The organism is Thiomicrorhabdus sp. Milos-T2, from assembly GCF_000702325.1.
Classification (GTDB): domain Bacteria; phylum Pseudomonadota; class Gammaproteobacteria; order Thiomicrospirales; family Thiomicrospiraceae; genus Thiomicrorhabdus.
In genome coordinates, this window is record NZ_KL370891.1 from 615,192 (window position 1) to 636,155 (window position 20,964).

At 38.3% G+C, this 20,964-nt stretch carries 19 protein-coding genes; 10 read left to right on the forward strand and 9 right to left on the reverse strand.

The annotated features are described in order from the left end of the window. Positions 1-68 precede the first annotated feature (68 nt). The gene (locus BS34_RS12485) at positions 69-2,339 is read left to right on the forward strand and encodes an ATP-binding protein (protein WP_051640649.1); all 2,271 of its coding nucleotides are present in this window, start codon (positions 69-71) and stop codon (positions 2,337-2,339) included. A gap of 210 nt (positions 2,340-2,549) precedes the next feature. On the opposite strand, the gene BS34_RS0102695 is transcribed toward BS34_RS12485, so the two are convergent. From BS34_RS0102695 to BS34_RS0102705, 3 genes are all read right to left on the reverse strand, one after another. Further along, positions 2,550-3,389, reverse strand: a complete 840-nt coding sequence (locus BS34_RS0102695; RefSeq protein WP_051640650.1) for an inositol monophosphatase family protein — start codon at positions 3,387-3,389, stop codon at positions 2,550-2,552. Further along, complete coding sequence (locus BS34_RS0102700) at positions 3,382-4,680, reverse strand: HlyC/CorC family transporter (RefSeq protein ID WP_029407013.1); 1,299 nt, start codon at positions 4,678-4,680, stop codon at positions 3,382-3,384. Before BS34_RS0102700 ends, BS34_RS0102695 begins: the two co-directional genes overlap by 8 nt. A gap of 79 nt (positions 4,681-4,759) precedes the next feature. After that, positions 4,760-5,551 (reverse strand): cytochrome C assembly family protein, encoded by a 792-nt coding sequence (locus BS34_RS0102705; RefSeq protein WP_029407014.1) that lies wholly within the window; start codon positions 5,549-5,551, stop codon positions 4,760-4,762. Between the two features lie 760 nt (positions 5,552-6,311). On the opposite strand from BS34_RS0102705, the gene ffh reads away from it, so the two are divergent. From ffh to BS34_RS0102745, 7 genes are all read left to right on the forward strand, one after another. Continuing rightward, on the forward strand, positions 6,312-7,697 hold the full coding sequence (gene ffh / locus BS34_RS0102710; RefSeq protein ID WP_029407015.1) for a signal recognition particle protein: 1,386 nt from the start codon (positions 6,312-6,314) through the stop codon (positions 7,695-7,697). Positions 7,698-7,988: 291 nt separating this feature from the next. Further along, positions 7,989-8,225, forward strand: coding sequence for a 30S ribosomal protein S16 (rpsP, locus tag BS34_RS0102720; protein WP_029407017.1), 237 nt, complete (start codon positions 7,989-7,991; stop codon positions 8,223-8,225). A gap of 33 nt (positions 8,226-8,258) precedes the next feature. Continuing rightward, complete coding sequence (gene rimM, locus BS34_RS0102725; RefSeq protein ID WP_029407018.1) at positions 8,259-8,780, forward strand: ribosome maturation factor RimM; 522 nt, start codon at positions 8,259-8,261, stop codon at positions 8,778-8,780. Positions 8,781-8,802: 22 nt separating this feature from the next. Then, a complete protein-coding gene (gene trmD / locus BS34_RS0102730) occupies positions 8,803-9,471 on the forward strand; it encodes a tRNA (guanosine(37)-N1)-methyltransferase TrmD (RefSeq protein WP_051640803.1) in 669 nt (222 codons plus the stop codon). 93 nt (positions 9,472-9,564) lie between these two features. Beyond that, positions 9,565-9,912 carry a 50S ribosomal protein L19 gene (gene rplS / locus BS34_RS0102735; RefSeq protein ID WP_029407020.1) on the forward strand — a complete coding sequence of 116 codons (348 nt, stop codon included), beginning with the start codon at positions 9,565-9,567 and terminating at the stop codon, positions 9,910-9,912. Positions 9,913-10,100: 188 nt separating this feature from the next. After that, on the forward strand, positions 10,101-11,024 hold the full coding sequence (gene xerD, locus BS34_RS0102740) for a site-specific tyrosine recombinase XerD (RefSeq protein ID WP_029407021.1): 924 nt from the start codon (positions 10,101-10,103) through the stop codon (positions 11,022-11,024). A gap of 320 nt (positions 11,025-11,344) precedes the next feature. After that, entirely contained in the window at positions 11,345-12,094 is a 750-nt protein-coding gene (locus BS34_RS0102745) for a DsbC family protein (RefSeq protein ID WP_029407022.1), read from the forward strand. 352 nt (positions 12,095-12,446) lie between these two features. On the opposite strand, the gene BS34_RS0102750 is transcribed toward BS34_RS0102745, so the two are convergent. The 3 genes from BS34_RS0102750 to BS34_RS0102765 form a co-directional block, all read right to left on the reverse strand. Then, positions 12,447-13,160 carry a TIGR04211 family SH3 domain-containing protein gene (locus tag BS34_RS0102750; RefSeq protein ID WP_029407023.1) on the reverse strand — a complete coding sequence of 238 codons (714 nt, stop codon included), beginning with the start codon at positions 13,158-13,160 and terminating at the stop codon, positions 12,447-12,449. Then, positions 13,138-15,906 (reverse strand): valine--tRNA ligase, encoded by a 2,769-nt coding sequence (locus BS34_RS0102755; RefSeq protein WP_029407024.1) that lies wholly within the window; start codon positions 15,904-15,906, stop codon positions 13,138-13,140. The genes BS34_RS0102750 and BS34_RS0102755 overlap by 23 nt, the downstream gene beginning before the upstream one ends. A gap of 240 nt (positions 15,907-16,146) precedes the next feature. Next, a complete protein-coding gene (locus BS34_RS0102765) occupies positions 16,147-16,938 on the reverse strand; it encodes a flagellin N-terminal helical domain-containing protein (RefSeq protein ID WP_029407025.1) in 792 nt (263 codons plus the stop codon). Between the two features lie 68 nt (positions 16,939-17,006). Between BS34_RS0102765 and BS34_RS0102770 the strand changes: the two genes are divergently transcribed. Next, complete coding sequence (locus tag BS34_RS0102770; protein WP_029407026.1) at positions 17,007-17,441, forward strand: hypothetical protein; 435 nt, start codon at positions 17,007-17,009, stop codon at positions 17,439-17,441. Positions 17,442-17,580: 139 nt separating this feature from the next. Here BS34_RS0102770 and fliL read toward each other — a convergent pair whose 3' ends face one another. From fliL to BS34_RS0102785, 3 genes are all read right to left on the reverse strand, one after another. Next, positions 17,581-17,991: a flagellar basal body-associated FliL family protein gene (gene fliL / locus BS34_RS0102775; protein ID WP_233993129.1), complete on the reverse strand. Its 411-nt coding sequence runs from the start codon at positions 17,989-17,991 to the stop codon at positions 17,581-17,583. 333 nt (positions 17,992-18,324) lie between these two features. Next, positions 18,325-19,572: an ammonium transporter gene (locus BS34_RS0102780; RefSeq protein WP_029407028.1), complete on the reverse strand. Its 1,248-nt coding sequence runs from the start codon at positions 19,570-19,572 to the stop codon at positions 18,325-18,327. Between the two features lie 14 nt (positions 19,573-19,586). Further along, positions 19,587-19,925 carry a P-II family nitrogen regulator gene (locus BS34_RS0102785; RefSeq protein WP_029407029.1) on the reverse strand — a complete coding sequence of 113 codons (339 nt, stop codon included), beginning with the start codon at positions 19,923-19,925 and terminating at the stop codon, positions 19,587-19,589. Positions 19,926-20,082: 157 nt separating this feature from the next. Here BS34_RS0102785 and BS34_RS0102790 point away from each other — a divergent pair, with 157 nt between their 5' ends. Beyond that, on the forward strand, positions 20,083-20,868 hold the full coding sequence (locus BS34_RS0102790) for a class I SAM-dependent methyltransferase (protein ID WP_038126242.1): 786 nt from the start codon (positions 20,083-20,085) through the stop codon (positions 20,866-20,868). Positions 20,869-20,964 lie beyond the last annotated feature (96 nt).

A 20,964-nucleotide genomic window follows, 5' to 3' on the forward strand; every position in this document is an offset into this window, starting at 1 on the left:
CAAAACTTCTAAACAGAGAATAGAATAGATAATTCCTATTTATTAATTGACTCAATGATTTACTACTTATGTCAAAAAATACCTTTCAAAATAATGTAGAAACTCTTTATACCGATTTACCGATGGCCACTGCTTTATTTGAGCGCGATGATGATGGCCTTTGGCAGTTGTTATGGCAAAACTCCGCAGCTTTATCACTTTGGGGGGAATTTGATGTTTCTGTTAACCCTCGCTTTAAATTAGAGTTAATGGATGCTTTGTCAAAAGTGACGCCTTCAATTTTTAGCTATCAACTTCCTAATGCGATAGAGAGTTACTCTTTTAGCGCAACGCCGAATGAAGACTGCTTGCTTGTGCAATTTCTAACAACGGGTGTTAGTACAAGTAATTCATCGGACTTATTTGGAGATGATGTTTCTAAGGCAAATACCGAAAGTAAAACAGATGTTTATTCTTTAATTATTGATTCAGCAGGGTTTGGGGTATTTGACTGGGATATTGAGACAGATTTTATTCATTTTAATCAAAATGCCTATGAAGTGATGGGGGTGAGTAGCCACATTTTGGGTTCAACTTATAAGCAGATGATTGAACGTATCCATAAAGATGATGTTGATAAGGTTATTGAAGGTATAGAGGGGCATTTAGAGAGTCATTGGCCCTTACAGCTTGAGTTTAGAGTATTAAATGAGCGCCAACAATACCAATGGGTTTCAATGGCGGCTCAAGCGCAATGGGAGACGGCTAAAGCAATTCGTTTAGCGGGTACCTTAACTGATATTTCTGAGCGTAAATACACTGAACTTCAGCTCAAACAACGCGAAGCATTAATTCAACAAATGATTGATGCATTGCCAATTTATATTTATGTAAAAGATGCACAAGGTTGTTATCGCTTCTTTAATAAAGAAGCTGAAAAACTTACTACTAAACATTGCAACGAGGTTCTTGGCAGAACGGATTTTGAAATTTACCCTATTGATTTTGCTCTAGAGCAAGCGAATGAAGATAAGCGTATTCAAGATAGCGATGAAGTGGTGTTGTTAGAAAGAGAAGCTAAGTTTAAGGATAAAGCTTTGTGGATGTTTCAGGGTAAAGTGCCAATGCACGTAAAACAGGTTAACCAGTCTTACGACACTTGGTTGCTGAGTTTTGCATTAGATATTTCAGAACGTAAACAGATGGAAGACGATTTGAAAGAAGCACGTGTTTTGGCTGAGTCAGCGGCTAAAGCAAAAGCCGATTTCTTATCGGTAATGAGTCATGAAATTAGAACTCCGTTAAACTCAGTAATTGGTAATTCGGGATTATTATTAAGTGAAAATCTAGATGAGCATTTAGCGACGCATGTTGAGATGATTAAGCGTTCAGGTGAGCACCTGCTTTATTTAATTAATGATATTTTAGATTTTAATAAATTAGAAGCCGGTAAGGTCGAGTTAGAACATCAACCATTTGATTTAAAACAACAGTTGCAAACTGTGATTGATATGTCTGCAACCAATGCCAAGCTCAAACATATTGAGCTAGGCTTTAACTTAAAACAAGAATTAGCCACTCATTATTTGGGTGACGAAGGACGTTTAAGACAAATATTACTTAACCTGGTGGGGAACGCAATTAAGTTTACCTCTGAAGGGGGCGTAAAAGTCGATGTAAAACCAACAAATCAAGATACTTTGCGTTTTGAAGTGATAGACACGGGGATAGGTATTTCACAAGAAAATATCCCTAAACTATTTGCTGAATTTTCTCAGGCAGATGCATCAACAACCCGTAAATTTGGCGGCACAGGTTTAGGTTTATCGATTAGTAAAAAACTGGTTGAAGCGATGGGGGGTCAAATCGGTATCGAAAGCGAAGAAGGCAAAGGCAGTGTTTTTTGGTTTGAAATCCCTTTTAACGAAGTTGAAAATACCGAGACGCTTGAAGATCATGCTTTAATTAATCAAGATCTACCTTTGTCTATTTTAGTTGCTGAGGATAACTTGCCTAACCAATTTTTAATTAAAACTATTTTAACTAAGTTAGGCCACAGCGTTGAATTGGCAAATAATGGCTTAGAAGCTTATGAAATGGTACAAGATTCTGAACGGCATTTTGATGTGATATTGATGGATATGCAGATGCCAGAAATGAACGGTTTAGAAGCAACACAAGAAATTCGTATGCTTGAGAGTGAGGTAAAACACATTCCTATTGTGGCGCTAACGGCAAATTCAAATGAAGAGAGTTATGATTCGGTGATGGCGGTTGGTATGAATGATTTTTTAACCAAGCCGATAAATGTCGATGCCTTAAAAAAAGCATTACAAAAATGGGGTCACGGAATTGCATAATAAGGCATTGACTAAAATTGATTGCCTGTGGATAACTATTGAATAACTTTTTGAATTAAAAACTTTGCATGATAATTTTTAAGGAAACATTATTGGTAGGATTGGGTTTAAATAGTTTAAAGGGACTTAAAGGTGTGCGAATGATTATTTTGCCAAGCCTGAAAAAAGTAACCAGGCCTGGTAGTTAGGTTTTTAAAGAGACTTAGGTTTTTAATGGGATTTATAACTCTCAATATCTAGATATGCTTTCCATTCATTAAATAGAGCTTTTGTGGTTGCCGCAACGGCAGAACGTTTAACCACTTTAGGAGTGACCACGGTTTGATTGTTTAAATCGCAGCTAAACCCTCCCGCTTCTTCAAGCACAAGCCAGCCAGCCGCATAATCCCAAATATTTTGTGCGCCATGCAGATAAACTTGACCACGACCTGCCGCAATCCAACACCAATCTAAACAGACTGAGCCAAAGCTACGTTGTGATGAATACGGCGAGTTTATGGCTAATTTAGTGGCTAATTCTGGAGATAAACGTTTAAAGTCAATAATGCCACTACACTGTTTAAGTTTTTGCTTGGGAGTACTAGCAATGAGTTTTTTACCATTTAATTGAGCTCCTTGCTGAGCTCGTGCGGTAAACATTTCATCTCGGCTAGGGTCATATACCAGGCCTGCTACAATGTTACCTTCAATCATTAAAGCCAATGACACAGAATAGATGGGAATGCCGATAGCAAAATTACTGGTGCCATCAACAGGGTCTAAAATCCAGCAACCTGTTTGACTATTCATCGCGGTTTCTTGCTCTTCTGTTGAGGATTCTTCACCTAAAAAAGCATATTGTGGCCAGTGTTCAGCAAGAAAGCTTTGGGTCTTTTTTTGCATTTCAGTATCCGCTTCGGTTAACAAAGAGCCATCATCTTTTTCAACTGCACCAACTTGCTCAAAACGTGCAAGCACTTCTTTTTTTGCTAGGGCAATAATGCCTGCCTGAAGCTTTTGCCATTCCGTTTCTTGCTGAAAAGGGTGAGAATACGTGGATTGGTTAGTCATGGTCTGCCTTATTACTTTTAAGGGGTGAGTGAACAGAAAGCTTGACGGTTTCAATGGCGTTGGTAGAGGTTTCCATGACTTCAAGAACGTAATGATCGATCTTAATACAGGTGCCAGGAGAAGGGAGTTCTTCAAGTACTTCCTGAATTAACCCATTAAGCGTTTTAGGCCCATCTGTAGGAAGGTTTAACTTATAGCCTTTATTTAAATCACGAATAAATTCAGAGGCATCTATGGTCATACTTCCATCGTCATGCAGTGCAATAGTGTCTTCAACCTGTTTTGTTTTTGAGTCAGTTGAGAGTTTACCTACAATCTCTTCCAACAAATCTTCCATGGTTAACAGGCCTTGTAAGTCACCATATTCATCAACAATAAGAGCCATACGTCGTTTATGAGAGTTAAATTTAGCTAATTGAACATTTAATGAGGTGGTTTCAGGCACAAAATAAGCTGGGCGGATCATTTTAATAATATCTTTTAAGGTGACTTCAGCGCGCATTAATACTGGTAAAGCACGGCGCAGGTTTAAGATACCAATTAAATCTTCATCTAAAGAACCTCGGTAAATCGGTACACGTGTATAAGGTGATTTTTGAATGGCTTTTAAAATATGTTCAATGGGCTGGTCTACATCTACTGCATACATATCTTGTTTAGGAATCATGACATCTTCTACAGTCACATTTTCCAGCTCAAGAACACTAGATAACATTGAACGATATTGTTCAGGAAGCTGGCTGGTCCCTTCAAAGATTAACGTCTGCAGTTCTTCATGGCTTAATGCATGTGCATCATCTGCATTTTTAAGGTTAATTCTAAATATGCGTAAAAAACCATTAGCAAAAAAGTTAACCAGCCAAACGATTGGCGATAAGAGTTTTAATAGTGGGGTTAAAACATAAGCGGCAGGGTAAGCAATTTTTTCTGGATAGAGTGCCGCTAAAGTTTTGGGTGCTACTTCTGCAAAGACTAAAACCACCATGGTTAGTAAACCTGCGGCTATCGCAATACCGGCCTCACCAATAAGTTTCATGGCAATGATCGTGGCAATAGAAGAGGCAAAGATATTGACAAAGTTATTACCCAATAAGATAACACCCAGTAAGCGATCTGGAGTTTCTAGTAGTTTTTGAGCAAGCTTTGCGCCTTTGTGACCAGATTTAACTTGGTGCTTTAGACGATAACGATTGAGCGCCATCATACTGGTTTCAGAGCTAGAAAATAGAGCAGATAGAATGATAAGTAAAGCTAAAATCCCAAATAGGATTGAAATGTCTAGAGAATTCAATGTCTTTCTAATCGGTTATGAATGAGAGGGAATTATACCTTTTCATTGCTATTGAAAAAAGCAAAGAATGCAAAGCTAACTAATGGATTATAAATTGAAGAATAAAAGCCGTTCCGATATAGCTCAAAATCAATAGAAAGTACGCCCAAATGGTAAAGCGGGCGGCGGTTTGGCCGCGCCATCCATATTTAGCGTGACCAAATAAGAATAAGCCATAAACCAGCCAAGCTAATATTGCAAAAAACGTTTTGTGAATTAGGTGTTGCTCAAATAAGTTCTCTACAAAAAAGGCGCCGCTAATTAGTGCAAACGTTAAAAAGATAAAACCTGTTTTAACAAACTGTAAAAGTGTGCTTTCCATTACTTGTAGAGGAGGCAGCGCTTTCATTAATTTAGTTAAACGTTTGGCTTTAAAGTTGCGCTCTTGCACACCATATAAAATCGCTTGAGCAGTGGCAATTCCCATAATACTATAAGCGGCAACGGACATTAATATATGACTACCTAATTCTATCGGTAGTAGCATTTTGGAATTGATAGCCAAAGGTAACAAAGTGGTAAATGCGGCCAAAGGGTATATAAAAATTCCTAGTGTTTCAGTTGGCTTGTTTAGATGCGTAACTAATAGAATAGCGGCACCTAAAAGAGCTACCAAAGAAAGGCCATTACCAATATTAAAAATAATATTAGAGTCTAACCAAAGTGAATGACTTAATGTGTAAGCGTGCAATAAAACGGCAACAATTATAATCTTAATGATTTTAGGCCGAATATCCATTTGGGTTGGCGATTGAATTTTATTCCAAATAATAAAGCTGGCATAAAAGTAGAGAAGGCTAGCCAGTACAGCAATAATTCCAGTTGATAACATTGATATCAAACCCTAACGTTAGTCATAATCATAAGTAGTAAATCTAAAGAGACCTTAGCACGAGAGTATGCGCGAGTAAAAATGGTTAAAATTCACCTGATTTTTGTTGAAAAACTTGCGAATAGCTAGCTATTCACTGCGTTTTCCGCCGCAATCAGGCAAATTTCCCCTCATTTTTCTTTCGCACCTATCTCGTGCAAAGGTCTCTAATAAACAATTATTGTAACTCACAGCAAGGATATAGCACGCTTCTTTTAACGCTTAATTTATACGAATTATGATTTAAAAGATTGATTTAACTTCTACCAGGCCTGGTAGAAGTTGTTTTATGTAATTGAAAATTCAATTAATAAGAAGTTATAGCAAGTTTTATGGCAAGTTCTTTAGAAAAATTAAAGGGTGATTCACCATGTAACCTTCGTGTAATCAGCGTATTCAAAAATCTCACAATATTCAAACCTATTTACGTTTTAGTATTTCCGGTATAATGACGAGATTCAATTTTAAGTTGAGACCTTTGCACGAGATAGGTGCGAAAGAAAAATGAGGTAAAATTTGCCTGATTGCGGCGGAAAACGTAGGGAATAGCTAGCTATTCGCAAGTTTTTCAACAAAAATCAGGTGAATTTTAACCATTTTTACTCGTACATACTCTCGTGCAAAGGTCTCAAGTTAGTTTAATTACTGTTAAATAAGTTACTGTTAATTAAGTTCTAGTGGCTTGTAGTGGCAAAGTATTTCAGTCTGTTCAGGAGTTTTCATGTTTGACAATTTATCGGACCGTTTAAATAAAACCTTTAAAGCTATCCGTGGCCAAGGGCGTTTAACGGAATCAAATATTAAAGATGCTTTAAGAGACGTACGTCGTGCTTTATTAGAGGCGGATGTTGCATTACCGGTTGTCAAAAACTTTATTGCTCAAGTTCAAGAGCGTGCAATAGGTCAAGAGGTTTCTTCAAGTTTAAATCCTGGTCAAGCTTTTATTAAAGTGGTTCGTGAACAACTTGCTGATGTAATGGGAAAAGAAGCTGAACCCCTCAACTTTAATGTCGAACCGCCTGCGGTCATTATGGTGGCAGGTTTACAAGGTGCGGGAAAAACCACTTCTGTTGCTAAATTAGCTAAATGGCTAAAAGAGCGTGAAAAGAAAAAGGTTATGGTGGTTTCTGCAGATGTTTATCGTCCTGCCGCCATTAAGCAGCTAGAAACTCTAGCTGAGCAAGTTGATGTGCTTTTCTTTCCATCATCAGCAGACCAAGATCCCATTACTATTGCAAAAAATGCTCATGCAGAAGCTAAAAAGCAATTTGCCGACGTATTAATCTTAGATACCGCCGGGCGTTTACACATTGATGACGAAATGATGCAAGAAGTGCAACAACTTCACAGCAGCATTAATCCATGTGAAACTCTATTTGTTGTAGATTCTATGACTGGTCAAGATGCCGCTAATACGGCTAAAGCCTTTAATGATGCTTTACCGTTAAGTGGTGTGATATTGACAAAAACGGATGGTGATGCTCGAGGTGGTGCCGCGCTTTCGATTCGTGAAATTACTGGTAAGCCAATCAAGTTTATTGGTGCAGGTGAAAAGACGGATGCATTAGAACCATTTCACCCTGACCGAATGGCGGGTCGTATTTTGGGTATGGGCGATGTATTAAGCTTAATTGAAGAAGCTGAAGCCAAGATTGACCATAAGAAAGCGGAAAAGTTCGCTAAAAAAGTTCAAAAATCGGGAGCGTTTGATTTAGAAGATTTTTTAGAGCAGCTTCAGCAGATTAACAATATGGGCGGGGTTGGAGGCCTGATGGGTAAACTTCCTGGTATGGGCCAATTAGCCGGTCAAGTTGATGAAGATGTGGCGGCTAAAGAGTTTAAGCGTTTAGAAGCGATTATTCATTCAATGACTCGTAAAGAAAGACAATTTCCTGCTGTAATTAAAGGTTCTCGTAAACGTCGTATTGCCAATGGGTCAGGTACCTCAGTTCAAGATGTTAATAAATTACTAAAACAATTTACCCAAATGCAAAAAATGATGAAAAAGATGAAAGGCGGCGGTATGAAAAATATGATGCGCGGCTTAGCCGGTAAATTGCCACCGGGTATGGGTGGAATGGGTGGCCTGCCGCCAGGAATGCGTTAATTCTTTAACAAAGTAAAAATTAGGTCTCTCTTGAGACCATAGATATTTAAAAAGCCATTGTTTAACGCAATGGCTTTTTTCTTTTTACACTCTCTTAAGTTAGGTTTCAAATAGATGATTTTGTTAAAAATAATCTTGTTTATGGTTTGAATAAAAAACCAAACTTCTGTATAATCCCGCTTCTCGTTCATGTTTGGACGAAAATAGTAAAGAAATCAAAGAGATTTCTTAATAGAAGAAATTGTTGAAGAGGGTTTCTCTTCATCGCCTGATAAATATTTGGAGAATAAAATGGTTGTAGTTCGTTTAGCCCGTGGTGGTTCTAAAAAGCGTCCTTTCTATAAAATGGTTGTAGCTGATCAACGTAATTCAGCAACAGGTCGTTTCATTGAGCAAGTAGGTTTCTATAATCCTATTGCACGTGGAAATGAAGAAAAAATTCGTGTTGATCAGGCGAGAATTGATCACTGGGTAGCTCAAGGCGCTCAGGTTAGCCCTCGTGTTAAAAGCATCCTAAAAAACGCTTAATCATTTATTAACCGACAAGTAAGGCTTTAAACAATGTCTGCAGATAAATTAATTGTCGGTTCGATTAACGGTATTTTTGGTGTAAATGGGTGGGTAAAGATTTTTTCTCATACCGACCCACGCGAAAATATTCTAAGTTATTCGCCTTGGTGGATTAAATGCAAAGGCGAATGGCGACAAGTTAGTATTACTGACTCAAAAGTTCAGCAAGGTGGAAAAACCTTGGTGGCCAAGTTAGATAAAGTAGATGACCGAGACGTTGCCCGAGAATTTATGGGGTGTGAAATTGCGATTGAAGAATCGCAGTTAAAAAACCGCAAAGATTCACTTTATTGGATTGATTTAATTGGTAGTCAGGTGTTGTTGGAAGATGGCACCGTGATTGGTAAGGTTAAAGATTTGATAGAAACTGGCGTGCATGATGTTTTACGTGTAACGGGTGAGCATGAAGAATTGATTCCATTTGTCATGGATCAATTCATATTAAGTGTTGATACCGACAAAAAACAGATTGTGGTTGACTGGGAATTGGAAGAGCCAGAAAGTGAGATTTGATGTCATTACCTTGTTTCCTGAAATGTTTAAGGCATTAACGGAATCAGGTGTAACTCGTCGAGCAAATCAATCTGGTCTCTATCAGCTTAATACCTGGAACCCTCGTCAATTTACTTTAGATAAACACAAAACGGTTGATGATCGTCCATATGGGGGCGGGCCAGGAATGGTCATGATGTATCAGCCGTTAAAAGATACGCTGACCGCTATTGAACAGGCGTGTAAGAGTGAAAATGATGATAAACCGCATGTGGTTTATTTATCCCCGCAAGGGCAGCCGCTTACACAGCAAAAAGTAGCAGAGTTAACTCAATATAAAAATTTAACCTTGCTTTGTGGACGCTATGAAGGCGTTGATGAGCGATTGATTGAATCGTCTATTGATGAAGAAATCAGTATCGGTGATTTTGTAGTGAGTGGGGGTGAACTCCCTGCAATGATGTTGATGGATGCCGTTGTAAGACTTATTCCTGGTGCATTAGGGCATAACCAGTCAGCAGAACAAGATTCTTTTTCCGACGGATTGTTAGATTGTCCGCATTACACTCGACCTGAAGAGGTGGATGGAATGACGGTTCCTTCTGTTTTACTAGAAGGCAATCACGCTAAAATTGATGCTTGGCGACAAGCGCAAAAATTAGCCAGAACACAAAAGCGTCGGCCAGATTTACTTTCTGGAACAAACAAGTAAAAATTCGGATTCAACCTCTGGCTAATGAATTTAGTTATTGTTGGATAAAATAAAATTCAGAAAGAAAACTTTCTGATTTGGAGTAGTTTTAAAATGAAAAACGATATTATTCAGCGCATTGAATCAGAGCAAATGACTAAGGAAGTTCCTGAGTTTGCTCCTGGTGATACAGTAGTAGTTCAAGTTAAGGTTGTAGAAGGTAAAAACGAGCGTCTTCAGGCATATGAAGGTGTAGTTATTGCTAAGAAAAACCGTGGTATTAACTCTAACTTTATAGTGCGTAAAATCTCACACGGTGTTGGTGTAGAGCGTACTTTCCAAACTTATAGCCCATTAGTTGACAGCATTGAAGTTAAACGTAAAGGTGCTGTACGTCGCGCTAAACTATACTATCTACGTGATCTATCTGGTAAAGCAGCACGTATCAAAGAAAAAGTATAATAAAGAAGTGTAGTCGCTTAGAAGTTTTACTTCGAAAGCGCTTCTCGCTTCTTGTATAAAACGCCTCGTAATCTTTTGATTACGGGGCGTTTTTGTTTTTATCTCTATTTATTCTCATGCAGAATTTTCTCAATAGGGTTAATGAATAATCTGGCAAGCATTCACACCTCTCCGCTATACTATCGAACATGGCAAAAGCAATAAAATCTAAAAAGACATTTCTACACCATCCTAAAGTCACTGAGTTTCTTAGTTATTTGCAACTAACTGAAGGGCTAAGTGCAAATACACTGTCCGCTTATCAGCGAGACTTAAAACTCTACCAGGCCTGGTTAAAAGATATTTGCAATCAAACTATTGAAGGTATTTCTGCTGAAGGTATTGAAAGTTTTATGTTGTTTCTTCAAGAGGATGGCCGTAAAGAAAAATCTAATGCCAGATTGTTATCAACCTTAAAGCGTTTTTATCAATGGGGAGCAAGTAATGAGTTTTTTGATGCTGACCCAACCGCACTTGTTAGGGCTCCAAAGCTTCCAAAGAGTATCCCAAAGGTCATTACAGAAGCTCAGGTTGAGGCTTTGCTTTATTCTCCTGATGAGTACACACCTTTAGGAATAAGAGATAGGGCAATTTTAGAACTGATGTATGCGAGTGGTTTACGTGTTTCAGAGGTGGTTGAATTGCCTTTTGAGCAACTTAATTTATCAGCAGGCCTGGTTCAAGTCACAGGTAAAGGGAGCAAAGAACGTATTGTTCCTTTAGGAGAGTTAGCAATAGAGTGGCTTGAGAAATATATAAAGGAATCTCGTCCAGTTTTAACGAAAAATAAATGGGTTAATACCTTGTTTATTTCAAGAATTGGTCGCCCTATGACACGCCAAACCTTATGGCATAGAATTAAAAATTTGGCCTTTGATGCAGGTATACATGTCAATCTGTCTCCGCATACATTACGCCATGCTTTTGCAACACATCTAATTAATCATGGGGCGGACTTAAGAACCGTTCAGTTGTTATTAGGGCATAGTGATTTATCAACTACTCAAATTTATACTCATGTTGCTAAAGAGCGTCTACATAAACTCCATCAACAGCATCACCCTCGCGGTTAATTAATAATTTTTGTCATGTTTGAGTCAGGCTTATTTGGCTTTATTTACTTTTATTTAGGTATGATAGAACCCATTAAAATCCATTAAGAAAAACTAAGAGACCTTTGTGAAGGTTATAATCATAGTAATTAAGAGAGACCTTTGCACGAGAGTATGCACGAGTAAAAATGGTTAAAATTCACCCGATTTTTGTTGAAAACCTAGCGAATAGCTAGCTATTCCCTGCGTTTTCCGTCGCAATCAGGCAAATTTTACCTCATTTTTCTTTCGCACCTATCTCGTGCAAAGGTCTCTAAGAATAGCAATAAAGGCTTTAATCAATGTTTAAATCGATAAAAAACAGAAACTTATTAGGTTTGGTAACAGGTACCGTTCTATTGTGTGCCTCTACAGTTAGTTTTGCGACTGATGAGTCGAGTGCAATCCTAAAACGTTTACAAACTATTGTTCCTGGAGATGTAAAAGAGGCAACCATTACAGAGACTTCTGTGCAGGGTATCTATCAGGTAAAAGTGGGATTGACAGTTGTTTATATGTCAAAAGATGGTAAGTATCTATTAAATGGCAATATGATTGACTTAGATTCGGGTAAAAATTTAACCAAAGTAGCGGTTGCTAAAGCTCGAAAAACGGCTTTAGATGGTATTGATGAAAGTTCGTTAATTATTTATCCTGCAAAACAGGGTAAAGATAAGGCTAAACATACTATTACGGTATTTACCGATGTTGATTGTCCCTACTGCAAAAAATTTCATAAAGAAATTCCCGTTTTGAATGAAGCAGGGGTTAATGTTCGTTATATTAGTTTTCCAAGAGCGGGAGTAGGGTCTCCTTCTTATTTTAAAGCGGTCTCAGTGTGGTGCGCTAAAAACCCACAAAAAGCAATGAGTGATGCGATGAATGGTGCAGCGATTGATAAAACTCAATGTAAAAACCCTATTAATAAACATTTAGAATATGCACAAGAATTTGAGGTGAATGGTACTCCTAATATCCTTTTAGAAAACGGTACTTTGTTACCAGGTTACGTGCCTGCAAAAAAACTACTACAAGTGCTTAGTGACTCGTAAATTTATCGCTATAAAGGATGGGTATGCGTGTTTTATGATTGATTAAATAAATCTTTTAACCACGAAGACACGAAAGCACGAAGATTTCTAATATCTAATACCAACTTAAATTAACGAATAATCAAACTAAACGTAATAAATTAGACCCTGTAAATTAATCGCTTTTATTTATTTTTTTATCTTCGTGCCTCTGTGTCGTCGTGGTTAATTTTTACAATACTGGATAATCAATCACAAAATATGGCTACCCTAAAGAACCAAAAAAAGAACCAAAAAAAGCCCTCAATTGAGGGCTTTTTTGTAATGGTGTTATTTTGAGTGGTTAATGTGAGGCAATTGCAAAGGTCTCAATTTACAACTCACCCCATTTTTTACGTTTTCCAGGTGGTCTAAAGAAGCGACCCAAAATCAAACCTAATAATAATACTCCACCACCGGTTAAGAACCACTGGCGTTTTACAGAGTCATCAGATTGATCAATCTGCTCTTTCATAATTGCATTTTGGTTCTCAAGTTGCGTTAGGCGCATTTTCATTTGTTGGTTTTGCTGATCTAGTTCAACGGCATTGCTAGAAATATCTTTTAAACGTTCTAGCTCTTTACCGAGTTCAAACTTCTCTTGTTTGGTCTTAGATAAAATAGCATCGGTTTCTTCAAATCTCGTTCTTAAGGTCGTTAGCTCTTGTTCAAGGGTGTTGTATTTCTCTTCAACCTCGGTTGTTTTCTTGATTTGTGTCGCTAATCTATCTATTGCTACCGGTTGGTTTTGTAAAAGAATCGTTGGTAGCCAGCCCGTGTGAGTTTTTCCTGAGTGTTGATACTGTACTTTCGCCCAGCCTTTTTTATTGACTTCCAATATTTTTACTGGGTAGCCAGACTTAAGCATGCGCGATATTTTATACTTATAGCCTGCGCCTCTTCTTACAGGCACTTTAATAGAATCACTAATGTAGTTGGTATAACCTTTTTGAGCAGCCTGTGCGATATTGACAGGAGCACTTATAGCGACAGTCGTCGCTAATAGAATACTGAGTGTTCCAAGCTTAAAGTTGCTGAATTTTGTCATTTTGAGCCTCTAAATTTTTAAGAGCAGTTTTATAATCACTTAATTTTTTACGTTCATTCGCTACAACGGCTTCTGGAGCTTTAGCCACAAATCCAGCATTGTTTAATTTACCGCTTAAACGTTTAATTTCGCCTTGAAGCTTAGTCATCTCTTTAGTGAGTCTAGCGAGTTCAGCTTCTTTGTCAATTAATCCGGCCATAGGAATTAATACTTTCATTTCGCCGACTAACGCAACGGCTGATTCTGGTGCATTGGCTTCATCTTCTAAAACCGTAATGCTTTCTAGTCTAGCTAATGTCTTTAAGAAGACTTGGTTGTTATTTAACCAGGCCTGGTCGTTTTCATTTAAACCGGCCAGTAAAACTTCAAGGGCTTTACTAGGGGCAATATCCATTTCAGATCGGATCTTACGCACACCAATAATAAATTGTTTAACCCATTCTAATTCTGCAATAGCACTCGTATCAATTTTGCTCTCATCCGCTTCAGGATAAGGCTCAAGCATGATGGTTTCACCGTTTTTACCAGCTAAAGGTGCTACGGCTTGCCATGCTTCTTCGGTAATGAATGGTGTAATTGGGTGTAGTAAACGAAGTAATGCTTCTAATACTTTCACTAAGGTTTTACGAGTTCCACGCTTAGCCGCTTCAGAACTGTCCTTGTTTAGAATAGGTTTGGCTAATTCTAAGTACCAGTCACAATATTCGTTCCAAGTAAATTCATAGAGTGCGGTTGCTGCTAAGTCAAAACGATAAGTTGCAAAATGTTTTGCAACTTCTGCTTCTACTTCTTGCAAGCGTGAAGTAATCCATTGGTCAGCTAAAGAAAGTTCAATCTCTAAAGATTCATCAATACCGGTGTCAAAGTCTTCAGTATTCATGAGAACGTAGCGAGTTGCATTCCATAATTTGTTACAGAAATTACGGTATCCTTCAGCACGGTTCATGTCAAAGCGAATATCGCGACCTGTCGATGCTAAAGAAGCAAATGTGAATCGTAATGCATCGGTACCAAAAGCCGGGATTCCATCTGCAAATTGTTTGCGTGTTGATTTTTCGATTTGAGCCGCTTTCTCTGGTTGCATCATGCCGTAAGTACGTTTTGAAACCAGGTCTTCAAGTTCAATACCATCAATCAAGTCAATAGGGTCTAATACATTACCTTTTGACTTAGACATTTTTTGGCCTTCGCCATCACGAACTAAACCGTGCACATAAATTTGTTTAAATGGTACTTCACCTGTAAATTTCAGGCTCATCATAATCATTCTAGCTACCCAGAAAAAGATGATGTCAAAACCCGTTACCAAAACGGAAGTTGGATGAAACTTTTCTAATTCCGGAGTTTTTTCTGGCCAGCCTAAGGTTGAGAATGTCCAAAGAGCTGAACTAAACCAAGTGTCTAAAACATCATTATCTTGGCTCAGCTCAATGTCACTGGCTAAGTTGTTTTTAGCGCGAACTTCAGCTTCATCTCGTCCAACATAAACTTTACCATTGTTGTCATACCAAGCAGGAATACGGTGTCCCCACCAAATTTGACGAGAAATACACCAGTCTTGGATATTATTCATCCACTCAAAGTAGGTGTTTTCCCAGTTTTTTGGTACAAATTCAATGTCACCATTTTTCACTGCATCAATAGCCGGCTTAGCTAAAGACTCTACCGCTACATACCATTGATCTGTTAAAAAAGGTTCAATTACTGCGTGAGAACGGTCTCCACGAGGAACCATTAGTTTATGAGGTTTAATCTCATCCATTAAGCCAAGTGCATCTAAATCAGCAATAATTTGTTTACGGGCTTCATAGCGATCTAGGCCTTGGTATTTTTCCGGCGCTTCTTCGTTAATGGCAGCGTCAACAGTAAGAATGTTAAGCATTGGTAGGTTGTGACGTTTACCCATCTCGTAGTCATTAAAATCGTGAGCGGGTGTAATTTTTACACAACCGGTTCCAAACTCTAAATCAACATAGTCATCAGCAATGATTGGAATTTCTCTTCCCACTAAAGGCAGGGTAATGGTTTTACCCACTAGATGTTGGTAGCGTTCATCATCGGGATGCACGGCAACGGCTTGGTCACCTAACATGGTTTCAGGTCGGGTCGTAGCGACCACTAAATGACCAGAACCATCGGTGAGAGGATAGCGCATATGCCAAAGATGGCCTTGCTCTTCTTCAGAAATAACTTCTAAATCAGAAACGGCTGTGTGTAGAACTGGATCCCAGTTAACTAAACGTTTACCACGGTAAATAAGGTCTTCTTCATAGAGTTTTACAAAGACTTCTTTAACAGCTTCTGACAATCCATTATCCATAGTGAAGCGTTCTCTACTCCAGTCAGGAGAAGCCCCAATTCTACGCAGTTGTTTGGTGATGGTGCCGCCAGATTCTTCTTTCCATTCCCAGATTTTTTCAATGAACTTATCACGCCCTAAATCATGGCGAGTTAGGTCTTGAGCAGCTAATTGGCGTTCTACAACCATTTGCGTTGCAATACCTGCATGGTCTGTTCCCGGTTGCCATAAAGTGTCATTACCTTTCATTCGGTTATAACGTATTAAGATATCCATGATGGTGTCTTGGAAAGCATGTCCCATATGGAGACTTCCCGTCACGTTTGGTGGCGGAATCATAATGCTGTAAGGCTCAGCATCTGGTTTTTGCGGTTTAAAATACCCTTGGTTTTCCCAGGTTTGATACCATTTAGTCTCGATTGTATTGGGGTCGAAATGCTTTTCCATAGAAGTCTTAATCTGCTTGTAAATTTTTAAAATGAATAAGGCGTGATTATAACAATCAGATAGCGGGATGTCTTAACTAACTTTAGTTTGTTGATGAAAAATCTAGCTAATAAGGTGGGGAAGAAAGAGGGGGTTAACTTTTTAAAATGATACATTCAATAGAGAGGGGAGTTAACACTGATAGGAATAAAAAAACGGCAGATAAAACTGCCGTAGGTTTTTGGAGAGAGGAACATCTATTTAACTGTTAAGTAACTGTAATACAGAAGCCTTGGATTGATTGTTTTGTGACTGCATTGCAATAGCGCTATCTTGAAGTATGTTATAGCGAACTTGCTCGGTCATTGAGCGAGCGTAATCACTATCATTGATTTGGCTTCTTGCAGCATAAGCGCTTATATTTTGGTTTTGAATATTATCTATTGCAGAGGTTAAACCATTTTGTTGTGCGCCAAATTGACTTCGTTGTGTGCCAATTTGTTCTATGGCGGTACTAATGCTGCTCAATGCTGAACTCGCCCCAGATGAATTACTAATGTCAAGTCCAGTAATAGATAAACCATCACTGCTTAAGTTTGGGAGAGAAATATCAGAAGTAGAGTCTCCTAACGCAATGCTTAAACTTTGTATTTCACCGTTTAATAAATTTTGATTATTAAAAGATGTCGATTCAGTGACCTGATTGATGCCTTGAATGTTCTGTTGAAACTCTTGGTTCAGACTGTTGCGTTGAGAGTCATTTAAGGTACCATTAGATGCTTGAATGGCAAGTTCATTCATTCTTTGTAAATAAGAGGTAATTGAGCTACTCGCTCCATCAGCGGTTTGCAATAAAGATATGCCACTATTTGCATTTTGCACACCAATATCTTGAGTGTTAATCTGAGTATTAAAAGCATTAACAATAGCTTGACCGGCAGGATCATCTGCAGATTGATTGATGCGCTGACCACTCGCCATGTTTTGCGTAGCAGAAGAAATACTTGGTGAGTATAAACTGGATGTAATAGGGGAATAACCATCGATAGCCATGATAAAATCTCCAAATTAATTATTTATATGTTTATCTTACGCTTATATACATCAAAGGGAAAGTAAAAATGTCTTGTTGTTCAGGTGGTTATTGCCAATTTAAGTTTCCAGAAGGGCCTCCTTTAGTTGATAATGCGGTCTCTAATTTAGAAGCAACTTATCAATTTTTACCCTACGGAACTTTGTTGCAAAAAGGTGAAACTGTCAGGATTTGGATGGAGTCTGGTAAAGCCAAAACAGTGTTTATTGAAGAAAAAATTGCATTGCAAATAATGGATAATGGGCCAGAAGCGGTTAATCCTGACGAGAGACAAAACTTTCCTTGGCAGTTAATTGCATTGGATAGTGGGTTTTCTTATGAGGATTTAATGGATTGGAAACATCACCCTCTTTATAGTCCAGAGGAAAATGCGGTGTTATTGAGGTTTAACCACCCAATTGAAGTTAAGCCTAGTTTAAAAATGATTTGGTTAAAGTGGTTGTATAAGATTCGGAATTTATAAGCATTTATTGCTTAAATAATTAAGCTACCAGGCCTGGTAGGTTGGTTTTTTAGTTGTTAAATTAGTGTTTACAATTTAATGTCAATAAAGCGAAAAGAATAATAAGCCCCTTATTTGGGGCTTTTTTTTGAAAATGCGTTTATTGCATTACAAATCTGTCTAGGTAAACATCTTCTAAAAGGTCAGGGTAGATGTCGTGTTTTTCTAAAATTTCTCTTGCTACTTTTAATACTTCAGCACGCAATTCATCTGGTCCAGTTGGGGTTTTTAGTTTTGAATAAGTTTGGTTGCGTAATACACGATCGATATCATTTTTAAGAATGGGACGTAAGTATTCCATTTCTGTTTCCACTACCTGTGGATAGTAAGACATAAATTTGAAATCGACTGCTAGAAACTTAGCTTTACCTTCCCCGCGAAAGTTTACAACAACTTTGTCCATAGTGAAGTACTGTGGTACGTGTTCGTGAGGCGCCTCAAATTGCTTATATTTTGGTGAGTAAGTCATGCCTTCAGCTTCATCAGAGGCATGTGCCATGCTAAGTGGCATGCAAAGTAAGCTGCTAATTACTAGAGTTTTAAAAAGCATTTTTATTTGAATTGTTTTCATTGTGAGGCTCTTGACGTGAATTGAATGAATGGTTGTTATGAGTGGTTATTGGGTAACCGCAGTATATTAACGTTATTGTGCCTCATTTTTACTGTTTTTAGAAGTGTTATTCTTGATGTCTTGTGATTGAATTAGAGTGTATTTAATTTGATGTGAGGCGTGATTATTATTAATTTTAGATATAAAAAAACCCCGCTAGGGCGGGGTTTAAACTAACTCATTGAGGAGTTGTGTTTTTTAGATAAACACTATTAGTTTTTTAAGACATTAAGTTTATTTTGTAAACTCAGGGTAGGCTTCCATTCCACATTCAGATTGGTCAACACCTTCGTATTCTTCTTCTTCAGTAACTCGGATTCCCATAACCGCTTTGATGACTCCCCAAACGATTAAGCTTGTTCCAAATACCCATGCAAAGATCACACCGATACCTGTTAACTGAGCAACGATAGTTGCATCAGGGTTAGTGAAGGTTACTGCGATTAGACCAAAGATACCAACGACACCGTGAACAGAGATAGCACCCACTGGATCATCAATTTTTAGTTTACTGTCAATGAATAGGATAGCTAATACTACGATTAGACCACCAACAAGACCGATTAAAGTTGATTCAAGAGCTGTAGGAGTTAGAGGTTCAGCAGTAATGGCTACAAGACCAGCAAGCGCACCGTTAAGCATCATTGTTAAGTCAGCTTTACCAAATTTGATTTTAGACATTAGTAACGCACCGATTACACCACCCGCAGCGGCCATCAATGTGTTAACAAATACCATTGCTACCGCATTTGCTTCATCAACGTTTGAGATTTTAAGCTCAGAACCACCGTTGAAACCAAACCAACCTAACCAAAGGATGAAAGTACCCAACGTAGCTAGAGGAAGGTTAGCACCAGGGATCGCACGAGATTCACCGTTAGCGCCATATTTACCTTTACGAGCACCTAGCAGCAATACTCCCGCTAAAGCAGCAGATGCACCAGCCATGTGAACAACGCCAGAACCTGCAAAATCAAGGAAGCCTAAACCATCTAGGAATCCGCCACCCCATTTCCAGAAACCTTGCATTGGGTAAATGAAAGCGGTGAAAACGATAGCAAAAGCAAAGAAGGCCATTAGTTTCATGCGTTCAGCCACGGCACCTGAAACAACTGACATAGCAGTTGCAACGAATACAACTTGGAAGAAGAAGTCAGACATACCTGAATAGTAAGGAGCATCATCTCCACCCGCAATAACTGATGCAGTAGCGTTATCGCCACCAATTAGGAAGCTAATTCCAGGGAAGAAGCTGTTTACTGCTTCACCAGGATACATAATGTTATAGCCTACTAACATGTACATAATACAAGCGATGGCGAAAAGGCCAACGTTCTTTGCTAAAATTTCTGTTGTGTTTTTTGAGCGCACAAGACCGGCTTCTAACATTGCAAATCCGGCGGCCATCCACATTACTAATGCACCAGACATTAGGAAGTAGAAGGTATCAAGCGCGTAACTTAATTGTAGTACTTGTTCCATAATAATTTCCTTTCTTAAAGAGCGATGTCGCCAGTTTCTTCTGTACGAATACGGACAGTTTGTTCTAGAGGCATGACAAAGATTTTGCCGTCACCAATTTTTCCAGTTTTTGCTGAAGCGCTAATCGCTTCAATTACGCCATCTAATTTGTCATCACTAACAGCGATTTCTAATCTGATTTTTGGTAAAAATTCAATCGCGTACTCTGCACCGCGATAGATTTCAGTGTGACCCTTTTGACGGCCAAAACCTTTAGACTCTGTTACAGTCATACCTTGCACATCAATATCATGAAGTGCTTCGCGTACGTCATCGAGTTTAAAAGGTTTGATAATTGCAACTACCAGTTTCATACTAACCTCTCGGATATATTAATAAAATAATGTTCAGATTCTATTAAACAACTTGTGTGCCGTTTTTTATAAAAAATATATAAAACAATATGTTATGTTGAATATTTAGATATTTTTACGTTTTATTTGGTTTTTTATGGTTTAGTTTGGTGCGCTTATGGTTGTTAGTGGTGCAAAAGGAGATGAGGTGTTGGAAAGGCTACCTAAGATAGTTTTAGCTTTATTGATTCAAGGGATGGTTTTACTGGTTATTGCACTAGGAGTGTATTTAGCGCCGCTATTAGTTTCACCGCCTTACCCCTATTGGGTTTTAATCTTGATTCAGGGTTCTTTAGCTGCTCTTGTTAGTTGTAAGTTAGGATTGCCCTGCTGGTGGCGTTGGATACAGTTTTTTATTCCTGTCGGGCTTTATGCTGGCATGTTAATTAATTTTGACCCAATTTGGGCACTGGTTATTTTTGTTGTGGTTTGGCTGGTGTTTTCTAATGCATTTAAAGAGCGAGTGCCACTTTATTTAACTAATGATACAACTCGTCAAGCGTTAAGCAATTTAGTCAAAAAGAAACGAAGACAGCGCTTTTTAGATTTGGGATGTGGTTTAGGAGGGAATGTGGCTTATATGTCTCAGCAGAAACCTGTTGCTGAATCACATGGCGTGGAAACCGCTCCTATACCGTATTTAATTTCAAAGTTAGTTACCCTTTTAAGAGGTGGTCAAACTTTTGCAATGGATATGTGGAAAACAGAATTAGCCTATTACGATGTGGTTTATGCCTTTTTGTCTCCTGAACCGATGCCTCGTTTATGGGAAAAGGTTAAAGAAGAGATGCATCCCGGGTCCATATTTGTTTCAAACAGTTTTCCCGTTCCAGGAGTTGAGCCGAGTGAAGTTTGGGAGCTGTCGGATTCGCGTAAAACGATTTTGTATATATATCGGTTGTAACAGTTTTTACAAATCACTTAAGGTTGATATTAAACGACCAGGCCTGGTAGATTTACCAAAAGGCAGAAGTTTTATTAAATTTTATTTAATGCTCAT